The sequence below is a fragment of the Evansella sp. AB-P1 genome (assembly GCF_029688925.1).
GTDB lineage: Bacteria > Bacillota > Bacilli > Bacillales > Salisediminibacteriaceae > Evansella.
On record NZ_JARUKY010000005.1, the window covers coordinates 40331 to 59923 of the forward strand.

The 19593-nt window shown below is 35.3% G+C and carries 16 protein-coding genes and 1 riboswitch; of the genes, 4 read left to right on the forward strand and 12 right to left on the reverse strand.

Going from position 1 to position 19593, the window contains the following annotated elements; all coding sequences use genetic code 11:
* Positions 1-19: 19 nt before the first annotated feature.
* Entirely contained in the window at positions 20-1201 is a 1182-nt protein-coding gene (locus QA612_RS06200) for an MGH1-like glycoside hydrolase domain-containing protein (protein WP_278282910.1), read from the forward strand.
* A 53-nt stretch (positions 1202-1254) separates the two neighbouring features.
* Here the strand turns inward: QA612_RS06200 and QA612_RS06205 are convergent, their stop codons facing one another.
* Entirely contained in the window at positions 1255-1575 is a 321-nt protein-coding gene (locus tag QA612_RS06205; RefSeq protein WP_278282911.1) for a hypothetical protein, read from the reverse strand.
* Positions 1576-1859: 284 nt separating this feature from the next.
* The gene (gene msrA / locus QA612_RS06210; protein ID WP_278282912.1) at positions 1860-2324 is read right to left on the reverse strand and encodes a peptide-methionine (S)-S-oxide reductase MsrA; all 465 of its coding nucleotides are present in this window, start codon (positions 2322-2324) and stop codon (positions 1860-1862) included.
* Positions 2325-2413: 89 nt separating this feature from the next.
* Positions 2414-2528: riboswitch (SAM riboswitch) on the reverse strand.
* 192 nt (positions 2529-2720) lie between these two features.
* Here msrA and QA612_RS06215 point away from each other — a divergent pair.
* Positions 2721-3935: an EAL domain-containing protein gene (locus QA612_RS06215; RefSeq protein ID WP_278282913.1), complete on the forward strand. Its 1215-nt coding sequence runs from the start codon at positions 2721-2723 to the stop codon at positions 3933-3935.
* A gap of 109 nt (positions 3936-4044) precedes the next feature.
* On the opposite strand, the gene QA612_RS06220 is transcribed toward QA612_RS06215, so the two are convergent.
* The 5 genes from QA612_RS06220 to QA612_RS06240 all read right to left on the reverse strand — a co-directional run bounded on the left by QA612_RS06220 (position 4045) and on the right by QA612_RS06240 (position 10163).
* Positions 4045-4953 (reverse strand): ABC transporter permease, encoded by a 909-nt coding sequence (locus QA612_RS06220; protein WP_278282914.1) that lies wholly within the window; start codon positions 4951-4953, stop codon positions 4045-4047.
* A 17-nt stretch (positions 4954-4970) separates the two neighbouring features.
* Complete coding sequence (locus QA612_RS06225; protein WP_278282915.1) at positions 4971-5972, reverse strand: ABC transporter permease; 1002 nt, start codon at positions 5970-5972, stop codon at positions 4971-4973.
* Positions 5973-6432: 460 nt separating this feature from the next.
* Positions 6433-8106, reverse strand: coding sequence for an ABC transporter substrate-binding protein (locus QA612_RS06230; protein WP_278282916.1), 1674 nt, complete (start codon positions 8104-8106; stop codon positions 6433-6435).
* Between the two features lie 55 nt (positions 8107-8161).
* Positions 8162-9157 carry an ABC transporter ATP-binding protein gene (locus tag QA612_RS06235; protein ID WP_278282917.1) on the reverse strand — a complete coding sequence of 332 codons (996 nt, stop codon included), beginning with the start codon at positions 9155-9157 and terminating at the stop codon, positions 8162-8164.
* Complete coding sequence (locus tag QA612_RS06240; RefSeq protein WP_278282918.1) at positions 9150-10163, reverse strand: ABC transporter ATP-binding protein; 1014 nt, start codon at positions 10161-10163, stop codon at positions 9150-9152. Before QA612_RS06240 ends, QA612_RS06235 begins: the two co-directional genes overlap by 8 nt.
* 516 nt (positions 10164-10679) lie before the next feature.
* Here QA612_RS06240 and QA612_RS06245 point away from each other — a divergent pair.
* Positions 10680-12527, forward strand: coding sequence for an SLC13 family permease (locus tag QA612_RS06245; RefSeq protein ID WP_278282919.1), 1848 nt, complete (start codon positions 10680-10682; stop codon positions 12525-12527).
* Between the two features lie 96 nt (positions 12528-12623).
* Here the strand turns inward: QA612_RS06245 and QA612_RS06250 are convergent, their stop codons facing one another.
* A complete protein-coding gene (locus QA612_RS06250; protein ID WP_278282920.1) occupies positions 12624-13499 on the reverse strand; it encodes an ion transporter in 876 nt (291 codons plus the stop codon).
* A gap of 581 nt (positions 13500-14080) precedes the next feature.
* Between QA612_RS06250 and QA612_RS06255 the strand changes: the two genes are divergently transcribed.
* Entirely contained in the window at positions 14081-15646 is a 1566-nt protein-coding gene (locus QA612_RS06255) for a glycoside hydrolase family 43 protein (RefSeq protein WP_278282921.1), read from the forward strand.
* 166 nt (positions 15647-15812) lie between these two features.
* On the opposite strand, the gene QA612_RS06260 is transcribed toward QA612_RS06255, so the two are convergent.
* The 4 genes from QA612_RS06260 to QA612_RS06275 all read right to left on the reverse strand — a co-directional run bounded on the left by QA612_RS06260 (position 15813) and on the right by QA612_RS06275 (position 19533).
* Entirely contained in the window at positions 15813-16115 is a 303-nt protein-coding gene (locus tag QA612_RS06260; protein WP_278282922.1) for a hypothetical protein, read from the reverse strand.
* 221 nt (positions 16116-16336) lie between these two features.
* A complete protein-coding gene (locus QA612_RS06265) occupies positions 16337-17182 on the reverse strand; it encodes an SDR family oxidoreductase (RefSeq protein ID WP_278282923.1) in 846 nt (281 codons plus the stop codon).
* A gap of 36 nt (positions 17183-17218) precedes the next feature.
* A complete protein-coding gene (locus QA612_RS06270) occupies positions 17219-18295 on the reverse strand; it encodes a Gfo/Idh/MocA family protein (RefSeq protein WP_278282924.1) in 1077 nt (358 codons plus the stop codon).
* 80 nt (positions 18296-18375) lie between these two features.
* On the reverse strand, positions 18376-19533 hold the full coding sequence (locus tag QA612_RS06275) for a Gfo/Idh/MocA family protein (RefSeq protein WP_278282925.1): 1158 nt from the start codon (positions 19531-19533) through the stop codon (positions 18376-18378).
* Between the last annotated feature and the right edge of the window lie 60 nt (positions 19534-19593).

A 19593-nucleotide genomic window follows, 5' to 3' on the forward strand; every position in this document is an offset into this window, starting at 1 on the left:
ATAAGGAGCATGGTATTAGATGAGTAAATTTCCAGGAAAATTAGCATGGCAACAAGTTTTACATTATACAGAACAGTTACATAAAGATTGTACATATCCACCTGAAACCCCTTTCCCATATCCGTGGGAGAATATCGGAAGTGGCTACTGTTATGGACCAGCTTTTGGACATTGGGATATTGTACACGCAACCCTTGATGCTATTCATACAAGAAAAGAGCATGCAAAAAATCAACTATTAAACAATTTTCATAATCAATCTATAGATGGCTTTCTTCCAGGTGTCATTTATAAGTCAAATAACGAAGTGAATTGGAGTAGTGTTCAAACACATCCTCCAGTTTGGCCAATTGCCGTTGAGGATTATATGAATAAATATGATGATACCTCGATCCTACTACCAAGCTATGAAGCAATAAAAAAACAAATAGCTTGGTTTGAGAATAACAGAAATGCTGAAGAAGAAGGTTTCTATTATACTGATATCCTCAATAATTTATGGGAAAGCGGAGTGGATGATGGCATTCGGTTTAAGGAAATTGCTACTGGTAAATTCCCTTGTGTGGATGCAACTTCACACGTCTATTTACTTTATTCATATGCTGAGAAATGGGCTATTAAGTTAAATGACCTAGAGAATAGTAGCATATTTGAAGGAAAAGCTAAAGCCCTCAAAGAATATATTCAAACCACCTTGTTCGATGAAGAAACTGGTTTTTTCCATGACAGCTGGGCTGTTGGAAAACCTCATCAACGACACTTAGCATTTGAAGGAATTTGGGCCATTGTTGTTGGTGCTGCAACAGATTCTCAAGCACAATTAGTGATTGATAAAAATTTGTTAAATCCGAATCGTTTTTTTACTGACCACCCCATGCCAACTGTGGCTATTAATGACCCTGATTTCGAATTACGGATGTGGCGAGGTCCAAGCTGGAATAGTATGACGTATTGGGCTGCAAGAGGATGTATGAAATATGAACGTAAGGATGCTGCAATGGCAATTTTAGAAAAAGCATTGGATGCAACTTCAGAACAGTTTGAACGAACTGGAACCATTTGGGAATTTTATCACCCATTTTTAGGCGAACAAACGGAAGTAAAACGAAAGCCATATACGGAATTTAACCAACCATGTAAGGATTATCTCGGTCACAACCCTTTAATTGCAATGGCCTACCTTTGGGAAAAGTGTAAGTAAAATTTGAATACCTGTCATCGCATTGGATGACAGGCATTCTTTTATTTATACTACTAATCGAATCGTTTTGTATCTAAACTATCTATGATCTCTTCCATTTCAATCATAAAATTTAATTGTAATGGTCCTGGCAGTAATGAATGTATCTCTTTCACTTCTTCCATTTTCTCTAATGATTCAATACTTTGAGGGGGAGCCTCTAACATATAAAACCATTCCTTAAAATCATCAATAAACAAATAGAAATGTCTTTCAAATCGTTCTGCCCATTCGGCTCCTTCGTCCCCCTCTGTTTGCTGCATCATTTTCCAATCGTCCATACAAGTTTCTAATGAACGTTTCATATTAGCCAATGCGTCTCTTTGATTAGTCATGAAAACACTCCTTTGTATAGTAAGGTCACCCTGAAAATAGACTGGTTCAGTAGTGGAATGCGGCGACTACAGTGGGATCAGCACGAGTCGAAAATCCCCTAAAAGCTTACTGTGTAAGTTTTAGGAAGTTGAGCCCGTGCCCGCGGTAAAGAAACACTGTGAAGAATGAACAGATGTCGCCCTTATTCCTGTGGTGAAAGCTGTCACCTGTTAGAAAGACTATAGAACATACAAGAAATAAAAAAGGGACAAGTTCCCTTAAACTTATCCCTATTACTTTTAAATTATATACCACAAGCCAAGGTTCCATTTTTTTGAAAGTACTTTTGGTGGTATTCTTCTGCCGGATAAAACGGTTTTGCTGGTGCAATCTCTGTAACTACTTCTTTACTTAAGCTTTTGTTCAATTCTGATTTCTTTCTACTTGCGATCTCTAGTTGGTTAAGGTTTTGAAAGAAAATGACAGAACGATACTGTGTTCCTACATCAATCCCTTGTCGATTCACGGTTGTTGGATTGTGACATTCAAAAAACTTTACCACAAGTTCTTCATAAGAAATTTTCCAAGGGTTAAACCATATTTCAATTACCTCTGCATGTCCAGTTGTACCAGTCTTCACTAATTCATAAGCAGGGTTTTCAACATGACCACCAGAATATCCTACCTTCGTTTCTTCTACCCCACGAATATTTTCAAAAAATGCTTCCACTCCCCAAAAACATCCTGCTCCAAAAACTGCTTTTTCCATTTTTTCTCGCTCCTTTTGAACGATACAGCTTCTTTCCAAAAGAAAAAACCTCTCTTTTCATTAGAGAGGTCTCGTATATACATACGATTCTCTCATCTCCCAAGGCTTTATCACCTTGCAGGAATTGGCACCGTTCAAATCAATCACTTGATTTAAGGTTGCCGGGTTTCAAAGGGCCTGTCCCTCCACCACTCTGGATAAGAAGTCTATCGCTATAGAATTTTTATTGATAAATAGTATTGTAATTGAATTCTAAATATTTTGCAAGAACTAATTTTATAAAAGCGTTAGCTAAAAACTTTATCTGGTTCAAACATTAAGTTTAGTTTAGAAACAATCATCCCTATGATATAATAAGACAATCTTCCTTGTTAAAGATGCTGGAGGTGCTTTTTTATGGATCCATTAGATATCCTATTGAATAAAGACAAAATTGTTCCTTTCTATCAACCTATTATTAGTGCAGATAAACAAATAGTAGTTGGCTATGAAGTGTTTGCAAGAATGAAAACGGAGAGTGGCCCCTTAAGTCTCGGTTCATTTTTTACAGACGATACTATTCCTGAGGAGTATCGTAATGAAATCGATGACTACGTCCAAACACTTGCACTCGAAAGATTTATAGAGACTCCTCATTTGTATTTATTTCTAAATATCAATATACATTCCATCATTAGAGATGACGCAGATCGCTTAATGGAAAAATTACAATTCTATCAAACGAAAGGTCTTTCGTTTGATCGTGTTGTTTTGGAAATAAAAGAAAAAGATTATGCTTCTAATTATTCAGATATTAAACACTTAATTACATATATTCAAAGTACCGGAGTTAAGATCGCCATTGGTGATGTTGGTATTTCTTCAAGTAACCTTGAAAGATTAGCTAATTTAAAGCCTAATATCGTAAAGGTCAATGTTGGATTTTTAGAAGGTGACATTTTTCCTGAACTGTACCGGGATGTTCTTCATTCTTTATCTTTACTAACAAGAAAACTCGGCTCAACTCTTTTATTTGAAGGAGTAGATAATTATACAAAGCTTAACTTCGCATGGCGAAATGGCAGTCGATATTATCAAGGCTTTTACTTAGGAAAACCAAATCCATCATTTGTTGATGCCGAATTTTGTAAAGATACTATAAAAAAAGAATTTCATCGGTTTGTTGAATATGAACGAAAAAAAATTAAAGGGCAACTAATGCTAACTGAAAAGCTAAGTCAAACTTTAAAAGCTACATTAAAAACGATAAAATCGTATAATGATCTTGATGAAACTGTCTTAAAAATTGCTAATGCCCTTACAACATATACTTTCCGAGTGTACATCGTGGATCATGATGGTTTTCAACAGTCTTCGAATGCAGTTAAAAGCGAAGAGGGCAATTGGGAATTAGAAAAAGATAGTCGTCAAAAAAACTGGAGCTGGCGACCTTATTTTATAGAAAACATTGTGAGAATGGATTTTGAGCAAAAAGGTATACTGTCTGATCTTTACACAGATATTGATAAGGACGAGATGATTCGTACCTACTCATTTCCACTGGAAAATGCGTTATTCTTGTTTATTGACATTCCATACTCTTACTTGTATGAACAAGACGGATTACTCTAATTATAGCTATATGTAAAGCCTAAATATTCTATTTTAGGCTTTTTGTATGGTTATAATAGTGCACCTTCCTTATATCATGATTTTTTAAAAGTGGAATAACCAACACAAATCAATTTTTCATCTTCGGATCTAGAGCATCTCGTAGACCATCACCGATCATATTAAACCCAAGTACGACAAGCATAATTGAAATACCAGGAAATAAAACTGTCCACGGTGCTGATTGGATATATTGTCTAGAGTCAGAAAGCATTTTCCCCCACTCAGCTGTCGGTTCTTGAGCACCTAGTCCCAAAAATCCTAATGCAGCTGCTTCAAGAATAGCAGTCCCAAAACTTAAGGTTGCTTGCACTATTATGGGGGCTACACTATTTGGTAGAACATGATGAAAAAGAATACGCCCTCTTTTCATCCCTAATGCTTTCGCAGCTAATATATACTCCTCTTGTCGAATAGATATAACCTTCGACCTAACTAATCTGCCAAAGATAGGAATATTAATAATTGCAATAGCAATTAATGCATTTTGTAATGATGGACCAAGAATAGCCACAATAGCTATTGCTAGTAAAATACTTGGAAATGCTAGCATCACGTCAAAGATACGAGAAATTAGCATATCTATCCATTTCCCAAAAAAACCAGCCACAATTCCTAAAAGTGTTCCGAATACTAATGCTCCAGTGACTGCAAATAACCCAACTACAAGTGAAATTCTAGCTCCGTATACGATTCTAGTAAAGGTATCTCTCCCTAAATCGTCTGTTCCAAACCAATGCTCAGGGGAAGGAGGGGTTAAACGAGGTCCAGCGCTAATTGTATTAAAAGCATATGGGGAAATAAATGGTGCAATAATGGCTATGAAAACAAATAAGGAAATAATTATGATTCCAATAATAGCTAGTTTGTTTTTTCTTAATTGCCAATAAGCTTCTGTCCACGGAGATATAGCTTTATTTTTCTTAATATTATCCTTACTTATTACTAATTCATCCTTGTTTTTCTTATTGTTTTCCATCAAACTCCTCCCCCTCTCTAGTACTTGATTCGAGGATCAATATAGCTATATAGTAAGTCTACAATTAAATTAATAATGACAAACATAAATGCAATAACGAGAATTCCAGATTGGATGACTGGATAATCACGAGACCCAATTGCGTCATAGACGTATCTTCCAATTCCAGGCCAGCTGAATATTGTTTCTGTAAGGATAGCGCCTCCTAGTAAGGTGCCAGTTTGTAATCCTACAACAGTAAGGACAGGAATAACAGCATTTTTAAAGCCGTGTCGATAAATGATCGTAAATGTTCTAGAACCTTTTGCTTCAATTGTTCGGATATAATCTGAACGTAATACCTCAAGCATACTTGATCTTGTCATCCTAGCAATAATTGCCATAGGAATTGTACCTAATGCAATTCCTGGTAATATTAGATGCTTTATGGAAGTCCAAAATTGATCCAATCTGCCATTTAAGAGAGTATCAACGAGATAGATATTTGTTATTGTTTCAACAGGATCTCGTGGGTTACCACGTCCATATGAAGGTAACCATCCTAGCTCCTGTGCGAATATCCATTGTTGCATAAGTCCAAGCCAAAAAATCGGCATGGAAACTCCAATAAGTGCAACGACCATAGCCATATAATCAAACCATGAATTTTGCTTCCATGCACTTATAATTCCAGCATTTACACCTATAACAATAGCAAATATCATGGCAAAGAAGGTTAGCTCAAGGGTTGCCGCTAAATGTGGCCAGATTTCCGAAGAAATTGCCCGATTTGTTCTTAAAGATGTCCCAAGATCCCCTTTTAGAAGATCAAACACGTAAGTAAAGTATTGAATATATGCAGGTCGATTTAAGCCTAGCTGTTCTTCTAAATTTGCTATTGCCGTAGCAGTCGCTTGATCACCTAAAATGATTCTTGCAGGATCCCCCGGAATAAAATGGATAACTGCAAAAGTTACAATAGACATTCCGATTAAGACGGGAATGACCATTAGTATTCTTCGGATTGTATAAGCAACCATACCTTTCACCTCTTGCTTCCATTAACAATAATTAAGACAAATAATAATATCTACCCTGAAAATAGCTGATATCAAAATTAATAGTATCGGCAAATAAAGGTCAGGTTAATCATTCGTTCCATCCCACTTCGCTTTCACCACAAGGGTATAAGTGCGACATCTGCTCTGCTTCACTACATTCGCAATCACAGTGTCTTCTTTACCGCGTACGATCTGCCAAGCCTCCTTGGTCGTTCTACTCCCGCAGTGCTCGTCTAGCTCGTTCTTCCGCAGGGAGTCTCGTGGGATTCCAATTGGATTAAAATTAATTTTCATTCTCCATGGCGAAAATCTTCACTTCCATAGGCGGTCTACCCTAATCAATTAAGAGAAAGGAAGGCAGGAACAGAAAAACTAACTATTTCTTTGAATTCCCTGCCTTCAATTAATTTAGATAGGAACGATTAATTCTACTATTCTCTTACTCACCTAACTCTACGAATGTTAATGGTTCACTAGTAGATAGATGAGGTACATAGTTTTTCACACGATCACTACCAGCTAAAACTGGAACAGAGTGTACTAATGTTATCATCGGTGTATCCTCATGTATGATGGCCAGTGCCTCTTCATAAAGGGCTGCTCGTTCCCCTTCATCAACAGTAGTTCTTGCTTGTGCTAATAGGGCATCTACATCAGAATTGGAATAAAAAGTAGAGTTACTATCAGGAATACCAGCAGTACTTAATAAGTTTCCTAAGAAATAGTCCGAATCTCCGTTTGTACCAGACCACCCTAGCATAAATACATCCTGTACTCCTGTTGTAATCTCATCTAGATATGTCGCCCATTCTCTAGTAGTAATGTTCGCCTCTAAACCAATATCAGCAAAGTTTGCTTGTAATACGGTTGCTGCACGTTCTGCATCAGGCATATAAGGTCGTGCCACAGGCATTGCCCATAAATCAAATGCAAAACCATCTTCATATCCTGCTTCCGCTAAAAGTTCTCTTGCCAGCTCTGGATTATATTCATAAGGATCAATAGAATCATTATAACCAAGGTATGCTGGTGGTAATGGATTTTTGGCAGGTTCCGCTAGTCCAGCATATAAAAGGTCAATAAGATTTTGCTTATCTACTGCATGATGCATGGCTTTCCTAACTAATGGATTGTCAAAGGGCTCTTTTTCAACATTAAAACCGAGATATCCAAAGTTATTTGTTTCTCTTTCAAAAGCTTGTAATCCAGTTTCGTTTTTCACTATTTCATAATCGTCTGGATTTAACCCATCCATTATATCGATATCACCAGCACGTAAGGCTGTTAATCGAGCAGAATTATCAGGAATAACCTGGAAAATTACACGATCTAGCTTTGGATAACCTTCCATCCAATAATCCTCAAATTTGTCTAAAATAATACTATCTTCTTTATCCCATCTTACAAATTTAAATGGACCAGTTCCTACCGGGTTTTCATTGATTGTAGGACCATATTCCGCAAGGGCTGTAGGGGATGTAATTGCAAAATAACTCATAGCCATATTTTGTAAAAATGCACCAAAAGGCTCTTTTAAAACAAATTGAATTTCGTAATCGTTAATGATATTAATCTCATCAATTATGTGTCCATCGTCACCTTTGAACCCGCCAAATTGGTTACCATACACGCTATATGCATAACCATCATCCGCAAAGGAAAATTCACTTTCAGGATCGGACCAACGATCGAAATTTATTTTTACAGCTTCTGCATTGAAATCCGTTCCATCATGGAATTTAACCCCTTCACGTAAATAAAAGGTGTACGTTACATCATCATCTTCTACATCCCAATCGTCGGCAAGACTTGGCTCCACTTCAAAAGAATTCTCGTTAAATTTTAATAAAGACTCATAGATTTGTAAGGTAATTCTAGATGATTCTCCATCTTGTGTACTAGCAAAATCAAGACTTTGAGAATCTCCTCCACGAGCATAAATTAACGTCTGATCCACAGCTGATGTATCGTTGGCATTATCGTTATTATCATCATTTGTATCTGCAGTATCATCTACATTATTATTATCATCGTCCTCATTGTCACCACCACACGCCGCCATCACTATTACTAATACCAATGAAAGAAAAAGCAGCAAAATCTTTTTTCCCATTTCCTTTCCCCCTTCTTTGTTTTCATTATTATTTTCATTTGTAATCCTTGCACTGTTATCGGTTACGGTTATTATCTCCTTCAACCTCATACAGATGACAGGCTACAAAATTGTTAACTGTAATTTCTTGAAGCACAGGACGAACATTTTTACAAATATCCATAGCTTCCGGACAGCGGGTATGAAAAGCACAACCAGATGGCGGGTTTGAAGGACTAGGTACATCTCCCTCTAAAAGGATTCTTTCCTGTATAAAATCTGGATCTGGATCTGGAATTGCTGAAAGTAAAGACTTTGTATATGGATGTAATGGATTATCAAACATATCTTCTGTACTAGACAACTCAACCATTCGACCTAAATACATGACTCCAATGCGATGACTAATGTGTTTTACAACACTAAGATCGTGAGCAATAAAAATATAGGTAAGCTTAAATTTCTCTTGTAAATCCTTCATTAAATTTAGAATTTGAGATTGAATAGATACATCTAATGCCGAGACAGGTTCGTCACATATAATCAGCTTAGGATTTAAAATTAGTGCACGTGCGATCCCAATTCGTTGCCTTTGTCCACCACTAAATTGATGGGGATAACGGGAAGCGTGTTCTCCTGGTAAACCGACGATTTCTAGGATATCCTTTACTTTCTTTTGTTGCTCTATTTTACTACCAATGCCGTGAATTTTTAGTGCTTCCCCTAGTATCCTTCCAATTTTATGTCGAGGATTTAAGGATGCATATGGATCCTGAAATATTATCTGCATATCCCTTCGTGTTTTTCGCATTTCTTCTTCGCTAAGTTTTGTGATTTCCATTCCATCAAAAAAAATTTTCCCATCTGTCGGTTCAATGAGACGTAATAGTACTTTTCCAGTAGTAGATTTTCCACATCCAGACTCCCCAACAATTCCAAACACCTCACCTTCAAAAACAGAAAAAGATACATCATCAACTGCCTTTATATCACCAGTCTTTCGAGAAAAAATACCACCTGTAATATCAAAGTATTTTTTTAGTCCTTGTACTTCTAAAAGTGGCTTAGACATTGAGATCATCTCCCTCCTGTCCATATAGGAAGCAGCGACAAGTATGACCATCATTTAACATATACAATTCAGGATCTTCATTAACACATCGATTAAAAACCATTGAACAACGGTCTGCAAAATGACATCCTTGTAAGACCTCTCCTGGTTTTGGTACATTACCAGGAATAGAATATAATCGTTCTTCCCGCTGGTTCATTTTCGGAAGAGATTGTATTAAGCCTTGTGTGTAGGGGTGCTTTGGAGATTTTAAAATCGTCCTTACATCCCCTTCTTCAACAACTTTCCCTGCATACATGACGACAACTCTGTTACATATTTCCGCTACAACACCTAAATCATGAGTAATCATCATTACGGACATGCTTTTTTCACGGTTTAATTTTTTCATAAGCTCTAAGATTTGTGCTTGAATGGTCACATCTAGAGCAGTTGTTGGTTCATCTGCAATTAATATTTCTGGATCACATGCCATAGCCATAGCAATCATGACACGCTGTCTCATACCTCCTGAGAGCTGGTGAGGATATTCATGAACAATTTCCTCTGGCCTTGGAATGCCTACTAACTTTAAAAGTTCCACCGCTTTATTTCTTGCAGTCTTTTTCGAAATTTTTTCATGATTTTTAATAACTTCTATAATTTGAAAACCGATGGTATACAATGGGTCTAAGGAAGTCATTGGTTCCTGAAAAATCATTGCAATTTGATTTCCCCTAATTTGCCTCATTCTTTTTTTACTAACCTTTACAAGGTTTTCCGTAGTTTCATTAACAGAATGTTGTCGAAATAATATTTCTCCTCCTACTATTTTTCCAGGAGGATTTGGTACTAGTCCCATGACAGATAAGGACGTTACACTCTTTCCACATCCAGATTCCCCAACAACACCAAGTACTTCTCCTTCATAAATATAAAAACTTACATCATCTACAGCTGGAATTACACCTCGATCAGTGAAAAAATGAGTTCGTAAATGATTAATTTCAAGGACTGGTTTTTTCATTAGGACCTCCATATCACCATTTAAATTATTTAAGGTTTATCGATTTATTTCGATACATTATGTAAAACCACACATGATTAGCAGTATAATTCAAACTATTCTGAAAACGAAAAATGTAGGGTATCAAAATAAATTTGTAATATATATGAACATCAGACAAGTAATATGTATAAAATAATATGAAAATTACTACATATTATTTATAATTGCATTTTATTTAATAGAAAAAGCAGTGGTGAATCAGAATAAGATTTAAATGACCCTTCCCTTTTCTATCAAACGTTTCCCAGATTTGAAAAACACTATAAAAAAATCTGGATTATTTGGATATTTGTGTTAATATAAAGTTGCAAAATATCTTAAAATTCTTTTACTAAACTCTTCGTAATATGAATTCTAATAATTTCTGTTTTATGCGTACAGACTAAAAATGTATAGCCATTTTTTCATTCATGCTTTATATTTTCATACATTAGTGATCTTAAGGATCATAAGGATAGAAAGGATATAATGTAAATGATTACAGATATGCAATTGGTCTTTCTGATTTTGGCAATTACTACTATTTGCTTTTTAGTACCTAGATTTAGAGCAGATCTTGTTGCAACAATAGCACTACTATCTTTACTATTAACTGGACTAATTACTGTTCCTGAAGCCTTCGCTGGTTTTTCAAATAGTGTTGTCATTATGGTTGCAGCACTATTTATTGTAGGTGAAGGAGTTTTTCAAAGTGGACTAGCTCAAAAAGCTGGTGATCTCCTCGTTAAGAAAACAAAAAACAGCGAATGGAAGCTAACGATTTTTATGCTTATTTTAGTTGCTGTCCTAAGTGGTTTTATTAGTAATACTGGAACAGTGGCCATTCTACTTCCTGTTGTGGTGAGCTTATGTCGACAAATGCAACTTCATCCAGGAAAGCTGTTAATCCCTTTAGCTTTTGCTAGTAGCATGGGCGGGGCGTTAACTTTAATTGGTACTGCCCCAAACTTAATAGCGAGCCAAAGCTTACATGATGCCGGTTACGGAGCACTTTCTTTCTTTTCATTTACATCTATTGGTTTTATCATGCTTTTAGCAGGTATCCTTTACTTATGGGTATTTGGTCGAAAGATGCTTGATAAACCTTTAGAAAATAAAACTGGCAGCTCTACTAAATTTGATGCAGCTGAGTTAGTGGATCAGTACGGGATAACAGAAAATATTTTTGCTGTAAAAGCTCCTAACGACAGTAGGATTATCGGACAGACCATTAAAGATCTTCGTTTACCTAGTACATATGAAATCACTGTTTTAGAAGTGATTAAGATTGAGACTACGTCTTCTTTATCACGTATTACTAGACGTAACCAAACCCACCGTATTACAGTCGGACCAAATTATATGGTAGAAACTGGAGATGTCTTTATTGTTTACGGAGAGGAAGGGGCCTTAACAGAGCTAATAGAGGATACCGATTTAATCCTTCAAAAAGAAAAGGATTATAAATTAGAGGAGGGTCATCTTGCAGAGGTTATCTTAACTCCTCAATCAAGGTTAATCAATCAAAGTCTTAAAGAGGTTAATTTTAGACAAAAATATGGTTTAACTGTATTGGCTTTAAAGCATCAATTTAGTGAACCGAGAAAGGGTACAGAAGAAGAGACATTACTTTATGGTGATTCAATTCTTGTACACGGTAAATGGAAGGACATCAATCTTTTATCTGCTGAAAAAAATGATACTGTCGTCTTAAAATCTGCTGCTGAAGAAACAGATTTAGCTAACCAAACAAATCGAAGTATGATTGCAGGAATTATTCTCTTAGGAATGCTTCTTGCCATGGTATTAGAAATTGTCCCTGCAGTTGTGTCCGTTGTTGTCGCCGCTGTCCTCATGATATTGACAGGCTGTGTTAGACAAACAGATCAAGCATACCAATCAATTAATTGGCAGACGGTTATTCTTATTGCTTGCATGCTACCAATGGCAACTGCCTTAGAAAATACAGGTGGCGTAACCTTCATGTCAGAAGGTCTAATTCAAAGCTTAGGAGCTGTTGGACCTATTGCTGTACTTGCAGGATTATATGCAATTACATCATTGTTCAGCCAGTTCATTAGTAATACAGCAACAGCTGTTTTACTATTCCCAGTTGCCATTTTAACTGCAGAACAAATGGGGGTAAGTCCAATTCCAATGGTTATGGCGGTTGCTTTCTCTTCAAGTATGGCTTTTGCTACACCTGTAGCCACACCACCAAACGCTATGGTTATGGCTGCTGGAAAATATACCTTCCTTGACTTTGTTCGTGTAGGTGTTCCGTTGCAAATAATCATTGCACTCATTGCAATATTATTATTACCGATGTTCTACCCATTTTAATGCTAGATACCGGCTACATGTTGTAATAAATAAAACGTAAAAATCCACCTTTCGTCTCTTTAATAAGAGAAACAAGGTGGATTTTTATATTTGTTTTTAGCTTGCATTCTCATCTTGGGATTGATTTCGTTCTGATACATTCTGCCTCTTCGAATGATTTTTTTGAAGTAGGATATCTTTAATTTCTTTTATGTCTTGCTTTAATTCTCTATTTTCATTATATAGTTGCGACATTTGCTCCTGTCGTTTTGCTTCCTCATCTTGTCCTAAATAGCTTAAAATTACGGCAACAACAAGGTTTAAAATTACCAATGCTCCAATAATAATAAATGACACAAAATATGCCCAAGCCCATGGAATTTCATTAATAATTGGTCGCGCTACTTGACTTGCCCATGATTCAAAGGTAACAACCTGCATCAATGTAAAAAGTGATGCATGAAAGCTCCCAAAAAACTCATATTCAAGGACTTCACTGAAAAAGGTTGTTCCTATAATAGCGTAAATGGAAAAAATCAACATGGATAATCCCAAAATACCTGTTAAAGCTGGTACAGATTTCATCAATGAATCAATTATTTTTCGTAATGCAGGTATTGCCGGAATCATTCTTATTAATCGTAACACTCTTACTAATCTTAGAACACTTACGAAAGGTGTTGCGTAAAAAACTAAACTTCCTATAACAATACTAAAATCAAATATATTCCATCGATCAGAGAAATAACCTCTGAAACCTAGTCCTATAAGTTTAAGTAATAATTCTAAAACAAAAATCCAAACAATTAATTTATCTAGAGCTAGTAATAATTGATTCTCATTTAAATAAGTTTCAGTTACTATTATTAGACCGTTAAAAAGAATAATCCCTATTATAATTGGTTGGAAATATTTATGTTCTATTATTTGTTTAAAGGTATTCTTTAAAGAATTTGAATTGTATATACCATTCCTAGTTTTATCTAAGCTCATTTTTTAACCCCACATCCCCTATATAACAATATACTTTGCTTTATTTGTATCTAAATAGTAATAATACCTCATTTCTTGAAAATATTATAGTAGTTTAGCGTTTACTAAATCATTTCGAGAATAAATGATAAAATACTTATCCGGTATGATGGCTTTAAATCTATATAATAGGAAGGAAATACAAACGTTGTTCTCGAATTATTAATTGTAAATAAAATTTATTGATTCAATTAATGAAATTTTTAGAAGTGAGTCAATTTCATTATTCACTATTTAATTCTAAAACACGAACATTTATACAAAGAGTTTAAATTTAATTCGATCTAACTAGTATTGCTCTGTTGTTAAGTGCGTCGAGACAACTCGTAGCTTATTCGTGAAGCATATGTTCGTCGCTAGAGTGGGTGTCTTCCTCTACACTCAAAAATAATGTTCGTCCTTTTCAACAACTATTTATGAAATTCATTAAAGTATTTCTTTTTTTAATTTTAAATGTGAATTTTTTTACCTTCCTCATTTTGAAAACGCTTTATTGATTTATCTTACCAAACTGAACCGATATTATAACAAGGAGTGATTTTATGACTTTTATTCAAAACCCCATATTACCTGGATATCATCCTGATCCTTCTATTCTAAGAGTTGGAGATGACTATTACATAGCAACATCAACTTTTGAATGGTTTCCAGGAGTGCAAATCTCACATTCAAGAGACTTAGTCCACTGGAAACTTCTAACCTATCCCTTAACAAGACAATCGCAATTAAATATGATAGGAAATATTGATTCAGGTGGAGTGTGGGCACCGTGTTTAAGTTATTCTGACGGATTATTTTACTTAATTTATACGGATGTAAAAAGTAGAAAAGGAGCTTTTAAAGATACCCATAATTATCTTACTGTAGCGGAAAATATAGAAGGTCCTTGGTCAGAGCCAATATATTTAAATAGTAGCGGCTTTGATCCCTCTCTTTTTCATGATAATGACGGTAAAAAATGGCTAGTAAATATGATTTGGGACCATCGAAAAGGTAAAAACTCATTTGGTGGCATCGTTCTTCAAGAATATTCAATGGAAGAAAAAAGATTAGTTGGTCCTATAAAAAATATCTTTAAAGGGACAGAGATTGGACTAACAGAAGCACCTCACCTTTACAAAAAAAATGGTCATTATTATTTAATGACCGCTGAAGGTGGTACAGGTTATGACCATGCGATAACTGTTGCAAGATCGAAAAATATTGATGGACCATATGAAGTAGATCCAGAAAATCCAATCTTAACTTCTCAACCGCATCATGAATTACAAAAAGCTGGTCATGGTAGTTTAGTTGAAACACAAACTGGCGAATGGTATGTCGCCCACTTATGTGGACGTCCTGTTAAAGAAAATAAATGTATATTAGGACGAGAAACAGCAATACAGAAATGTTACTGGACAACGGATGGGTGGCTAAGGATAGAAGGAGGGAATGAACCTAAAGTACAAGTTCCTGCACCTCATATAGAACAAACTCCATTTGAACCGGAACATACTATTGATCATTTTGATACAGCTAAACTAGAAAAATATTGGAATTCCTTGAGAAGACCCTTTACAGAAGATTGGATTACATTAAAGGAACGTCCAGGTTATCTTCGATTAAAAGGCCAAGAGTCTATGATTTCCACGCATCATCAAAGTTTACTTGCAAGACGTTTAGAAAGCTTTCATGTGGAAATAGAAACTTCTATTGAATTCGAACCAGAACATTTCCAACAAATGGCAGGATTAATAACGTACTATGATACAGCTGATTACGTATATTTACGTATAACCCACCATGAGGAAAAGGGGAAATGCCTAGGAATTATTCAATCAAAATATGGAGTATATGATGAATTATTAAATGAGGAAATAATATTGAAAGAGAATAATACATGTTATTTAAAAGCAACTATTCAACAGGAGTGGCTACAATATTATTACTCTTTTGATAGAAAGAACTGGAGTACCATTGGAGATAAAATAGATATTAGTCATTTATCAGATGATGACGCTAAATATATTCGTTTTACAGGTACATTTATTGGACTTTGTGTGCAGGACTTAAGTGGACAAATGAAACATGCTGATTTTGATTATTTTAAATATGAAGAAGTCTAAAAAACCAATAAATTGCACAATTCATCTACATTAATGAATTTGGGGGACTTCTTGTGCCACAGTTATAATAGTTTAGTTTAATTACACAACATAACGTATTTAGCTATTAATAGATAAAAAGATAAATCCTTACTAATAGAGGATTTATCTTTTTTGAATTATCTTTTTAATTTTTTGTAACAATCATACGATTTACTGCTGTTCCAGTATTTCCAAATCTCCACGCTATAATCTGATCGCCTACTTCGAGGTCATCAATGGTTAATTCATTTTCATCCTCATCTTGTAAAGTAATTTCATCAGTAAAAGATAATCTTAGATTTGATCCTGTCTCTATTTCAACGAAAACACCTCTTCCATGAAAACCTGTGATTTCACCTGAATAGTCTGGATCCTCTGCCTCAGTAGAATTACAAGCAGTAAGTAGTAAGAATAAAAAAGCAATAATGAAAACGAACTTAAACCGCATCAATAACCCCTCCTTTTAAATGGTTTCCGATATTTTTCTATCGGACAAAAATAAAAATAGTGCAAAAATTCTTAAAACTTATTTAAATTATACCAAATATTAATTGAATTGGAAGCAAATTTTTTTTTAGTATTTTTGTACAATAGAAATTTTAACATAACAAAAAGCATAGGGATTTCAATTTCCCTATGCCAATTAACTATTTCAATCATTTTTTTATTCTATACCCCTGCATATGCCATGAATCCACCATCAACTGGAACAACAATACCTGTTACGAAGCCTGACATACTATCATCAGCAAGCCATATTAAAGTACCTAATAAATCTTCAGGTTTTCCAAAACGCTTCATAGGAGTCTGAGACATTATCTTTTCAGATCTGTCAGTTAAGCTTCCATCTTCATTAGTTAACAATCGACGATTCTGATCTGTTAGAAAGAAGCCAGGGGCAATTGCATTCACACGGATACCAGCATCAATCATATGTACAGCTAACCATTGTGTGAAGTTATTAATTCCTGCTTTTGCTGCACTGTAAGCAGGTACCTTTGTCATTGGTGAGGGTGCACTCATGGAAGACATATTTATTATGGTTGCACCTTTTTTATTAATCATTTGCTTTGCAAACACTTGTGTTGGGATAACTGTTCCTACTAAATTTAAATTAAAAACATGCTGGAATCCTTCTGTTGTCATATCAAAAAAAGTTCTTACACTGTTGTTAAGATCCTCCATATGAAAAGTTTCCTTTTCTGTCGTTCCATCTGGATGATTTCCTCCTGCACCATTTATTAAAATATCACAACTACCTAATTCTTCCTTTACAATTTCAGAAACTTCTTTAACATTATTTTTATCAAGAACATCACAGGAAAGCGAAAGAGCAATACCACCAGCAGCAACAATTTCCTCTTCTACAATTTTACCTGTATCTTTGTTACGATTTAATATTGCAACCTTTACTCCTTGTCTACCTAGCTCTTTAGCCATCGCACCACAAAGGACACCACTTCCCCCTGTTATAACAGCAACTTTATCTTTCAAATTTTCATTGATTGGTAACATAATTTAGCCCCTTCTCTGATTATATGCTTGATTTTGTTATCCTTCTACTTGAATTGCTTTATCTTGTGCTTCAATACAAAGTGCTGCTGCTTTAAATGCATGCTCTTGTGTCATTGCATTTTCCGTTCCATTTAAACAATCTAATATAAATTGTCCGAAAAATGGATACCCTACTTTCCCACTACATTCTATATGTTTCTCTCCTTTTTGATTAACAAGGTATACGTGATCACCTGTCGAATCACGACCAATATCAATATACTTTCGCACCTCAATATAGCCTTCTGTTCCTAATATGATAACCCTTCCGTCTCCCCATGTACCAAGTCCATCTGGAGTAAACCAATCTACTCGAAAGTAAAATGTAGCACCATTATCAGCTAAAAGTGTAGCATCACCAAAATCCTCAAACGTAGGGTATTCTTTATAATTGTAGTTCGCTACTTTACTATGCAACACTTTTGCGTCTTTAGCACCTGAGTAATAGAGAAATTGTTCAATTTGGTGGCTACCTATGTCACATAAGATTCCCCCTATGAATTCTCTATCAAAGAACCAATCTGGACGTGAAGCTGGATTAGCTCGATGTGGTCCAGTCCCAATCACTTGAATAACTCTACCAATCGCCCCTTCTTCAATTAGTTGCCCAGCAAATACTGCGCTTTCTACATGTAGTCTTTCACTATAGTATATACCCCATTTTTTTCCTGTCTCTTTTGTCTTCTTTTTTGCTTTATTCATCTGTTCCATAGTTGTGAATGCAGGTTTATCCACAAAATAGTGTTTTCCATGATCCAACACTTTTAATCCTAATTCACACCGTTGAGACGGTATGCTCGCACCTGCCACTAATATAATAGAAGAATCTAATAATATATCCTCCTCACTGTTAGCTACTTTTACATGAGGAAACTTCTGTAAAAATACATCCACTTTCTTAGGATCAGGATCATAGACTTTTACTAAATCTCCACCTGCTTCAATCAACCCATTACACATTCCATATATATGTCCATGATCTAACCCCATCGCAGCAAAAGAGAATTCTCCTTCCTCTACTACACGATTTGGCTTTCCCTTTGGAGCATAGTTCATTCCATCGTTTTTACTCAAATTCAGTCCTCCTTTTAAATTTTTTAGGGTAGAATATAATAAAAATGATTTTTCATTCGTTCCTCAAATGTAAAGCCATTTTATTTTCCGAACTCTCCACCAGTTGTTATTTCATTACTTTGGAAGTTTTCTATACTCGTTGTCTTTTCATAAAAATATGTGGCATTTTTTAGAATACCCTCTCTTGTATAAAATGGACTCTTTTCACCTAATGGTAATTTAACAGTTTCCCCCAGACTAGAGGATTGGAAAATAGCAGTAATAAGTTCAAGTGTTTCCCTACCTTCATGCCCATCCACAAGGACATTCTTTTTCCCTTCTACTGCATGTAATACATCTTGTATCTGTCCTGTATGTCCTTCGAAATCCAATTCTTCTTGAGAATCGTAGGCTTTTTGTAGTGTATTTTCTAACTCATCATCCGTTTCTGGAAATCCGTTATCTTTTGATTTTGAGGCTGTTACCTTCCAAGGTACTGATACACGAGCATTTTTCCCTTGAAAAATTAATTGTTGCTCTTCACCATGATGAACAACAGAACTAGTTATTTGAGCTAAACTTCCACCTTCATAACGGCCTATAGCAATAGATATATCTTCAACCTCAGCATTGTCATGAGATACATTACTCATAACAGCAGTAATTTCAGAGGGCATTCCATTCATCCATCGAAAGATATCAATGTGGTGTACAGCATGATTCAACGTGCAACCACCGCCTTCTTTTTCCCATGTCCCTCTCCACCACAAGTCATAATAGCAATGACCTCTCCACCAGAATGAATCCACTTGTGTATGAACAATAGGACCCATTAGTTTTGTTTCTAGAACACTCTTTAACTTCATCATTGGTGTAAGAAAACGATTTTGAGCAATAACAGATAAAATCTTTCCATTTTTTCTGGCAGCTTCATTCATCGCATCACATTCCTCTAGAGAAGAAGCCATTGGTTTTTCTACTAGAACATTAATTCCTGCATTTAAGGAATCAATCGTTATATCTGCATGTGTGTAAGGTGGTGTACAAACTGAAACAAGATCTATTTTTTCATTCGCTAGCATTTCTTCATAATTATCATAAACTTTTGCATTTAAATTGAATTCCTCATTCCTTTTATCCGCCTTTTCTGGATAAATGTCACAAAGAGCAACAATTGTACAACTATCCTTAAATTCTAAATATCCTTTTATATGTGACCCGGATATTGCACCAGTCCCTATTATCGCTACGTTAATCATATATACACTCTCCCTTATATCATTTTTGAGATGACTTGCCCAAATTACAATGACTTTAAC

Coding starts and splice junctions, on each gene's coding strand:
- QA612_RS06200 (WP_278282910.1), top strand. CDS start 20: ATGAGTAAATTTCCAGGAAAATTAGCATGGCAACAAGTTTTACATTAT.
- QA612_RS06205 (WP_278282911.1), bottom strand. CDS start 1,575: ATGACTAATCAAAGAGACGCATTGGCTAATATGAAACGTTCATTAGAA.
- msrA (WP_278282912.1), bottom strand. CDS start 2,324: ATGGAAAAAGCAGTTTTTGGAGCAGGATGTTTTTGGGGAGTGGAAGCA.
- QA612_RS06215 (WP_278282913.1), top strand. CDS start 2,721: ATGGATCCATTAGATATCCTATTGAATAAAGACAAAATTGTTCCTTTC.
- QA612_RS06220 (WP_278282914.1), bottom strand. CDS start 4,953: ATGGAAAACAATAAGAAAAACAAGGATGAATTAGTAATAAGTAAGGAT.
- QA612_RS06225 (WP_278282915.1), bottom strand. CDS start 5,972: ATGGTTGCTTATACAATCCGAAGAATACTAATGGTCATTCCCGTCTTA.
- QA612_RS06230 (WP_278282916.1), bottom strand. CDS start 8,106: ATGGGAAAAAAGATTTTGCTGCTTTTTCTTTCATTGGTATTAGTAATA.
- QA612_RS06235 (WP_278282917.1), bottom strand. CDS start 9,157: ATGTCTAAGCCACTTTTAGAAGTACAAGGACTAAAAAAATACTTTGAT.
- QA612_RS06240 (WP_278282918.1), bottom strand. CDS start 10,163: ATGAAAAAACCAGTCCTTGAAATTAATCATTTACGAACTCATTTTTTC.
- QA612_RS06245 (WP_278282919.1), top strand. CDS start 10,680: ATGATTACAGATATGCAATTGGTCTTTCTGATTTTGGCAATTACTACT.
- QA612_RS06250 (WP_278282920.1), bottom strand. CDS start 13,499: ATGAGCTTAGATAAAACTAGGAATGGTATATACAATTCAAATTCTTTA.
- QA612_RS06255 (WP_278282921.1), top strand. CDS start 14,081: ATGACTTTTATTCAAAACCCCATATTACCTGGATATCATCCTGATCCT.
- QA612_RS06260 (WP_278282922.1), bottom strand. CDS start 16,115: ATGCGGTTTAAGTTCGTTTTCATTATTGCTTTTTTATTCTTACTACTT.
- QA612_RS06265 (WP_278282923.1), bottom strand. CDS start 17,182: ATGTTACCAATCAATGAAAATTTGAAAGATAAAGTTGCTGTTATAACA.
- QA612_RS06275 (WP_278282925.1), bottom strand. CDS start 19,533: ATGATTAACGTAGCGATAATAGGGACTGGTGCAATATCCGGGTCACAT.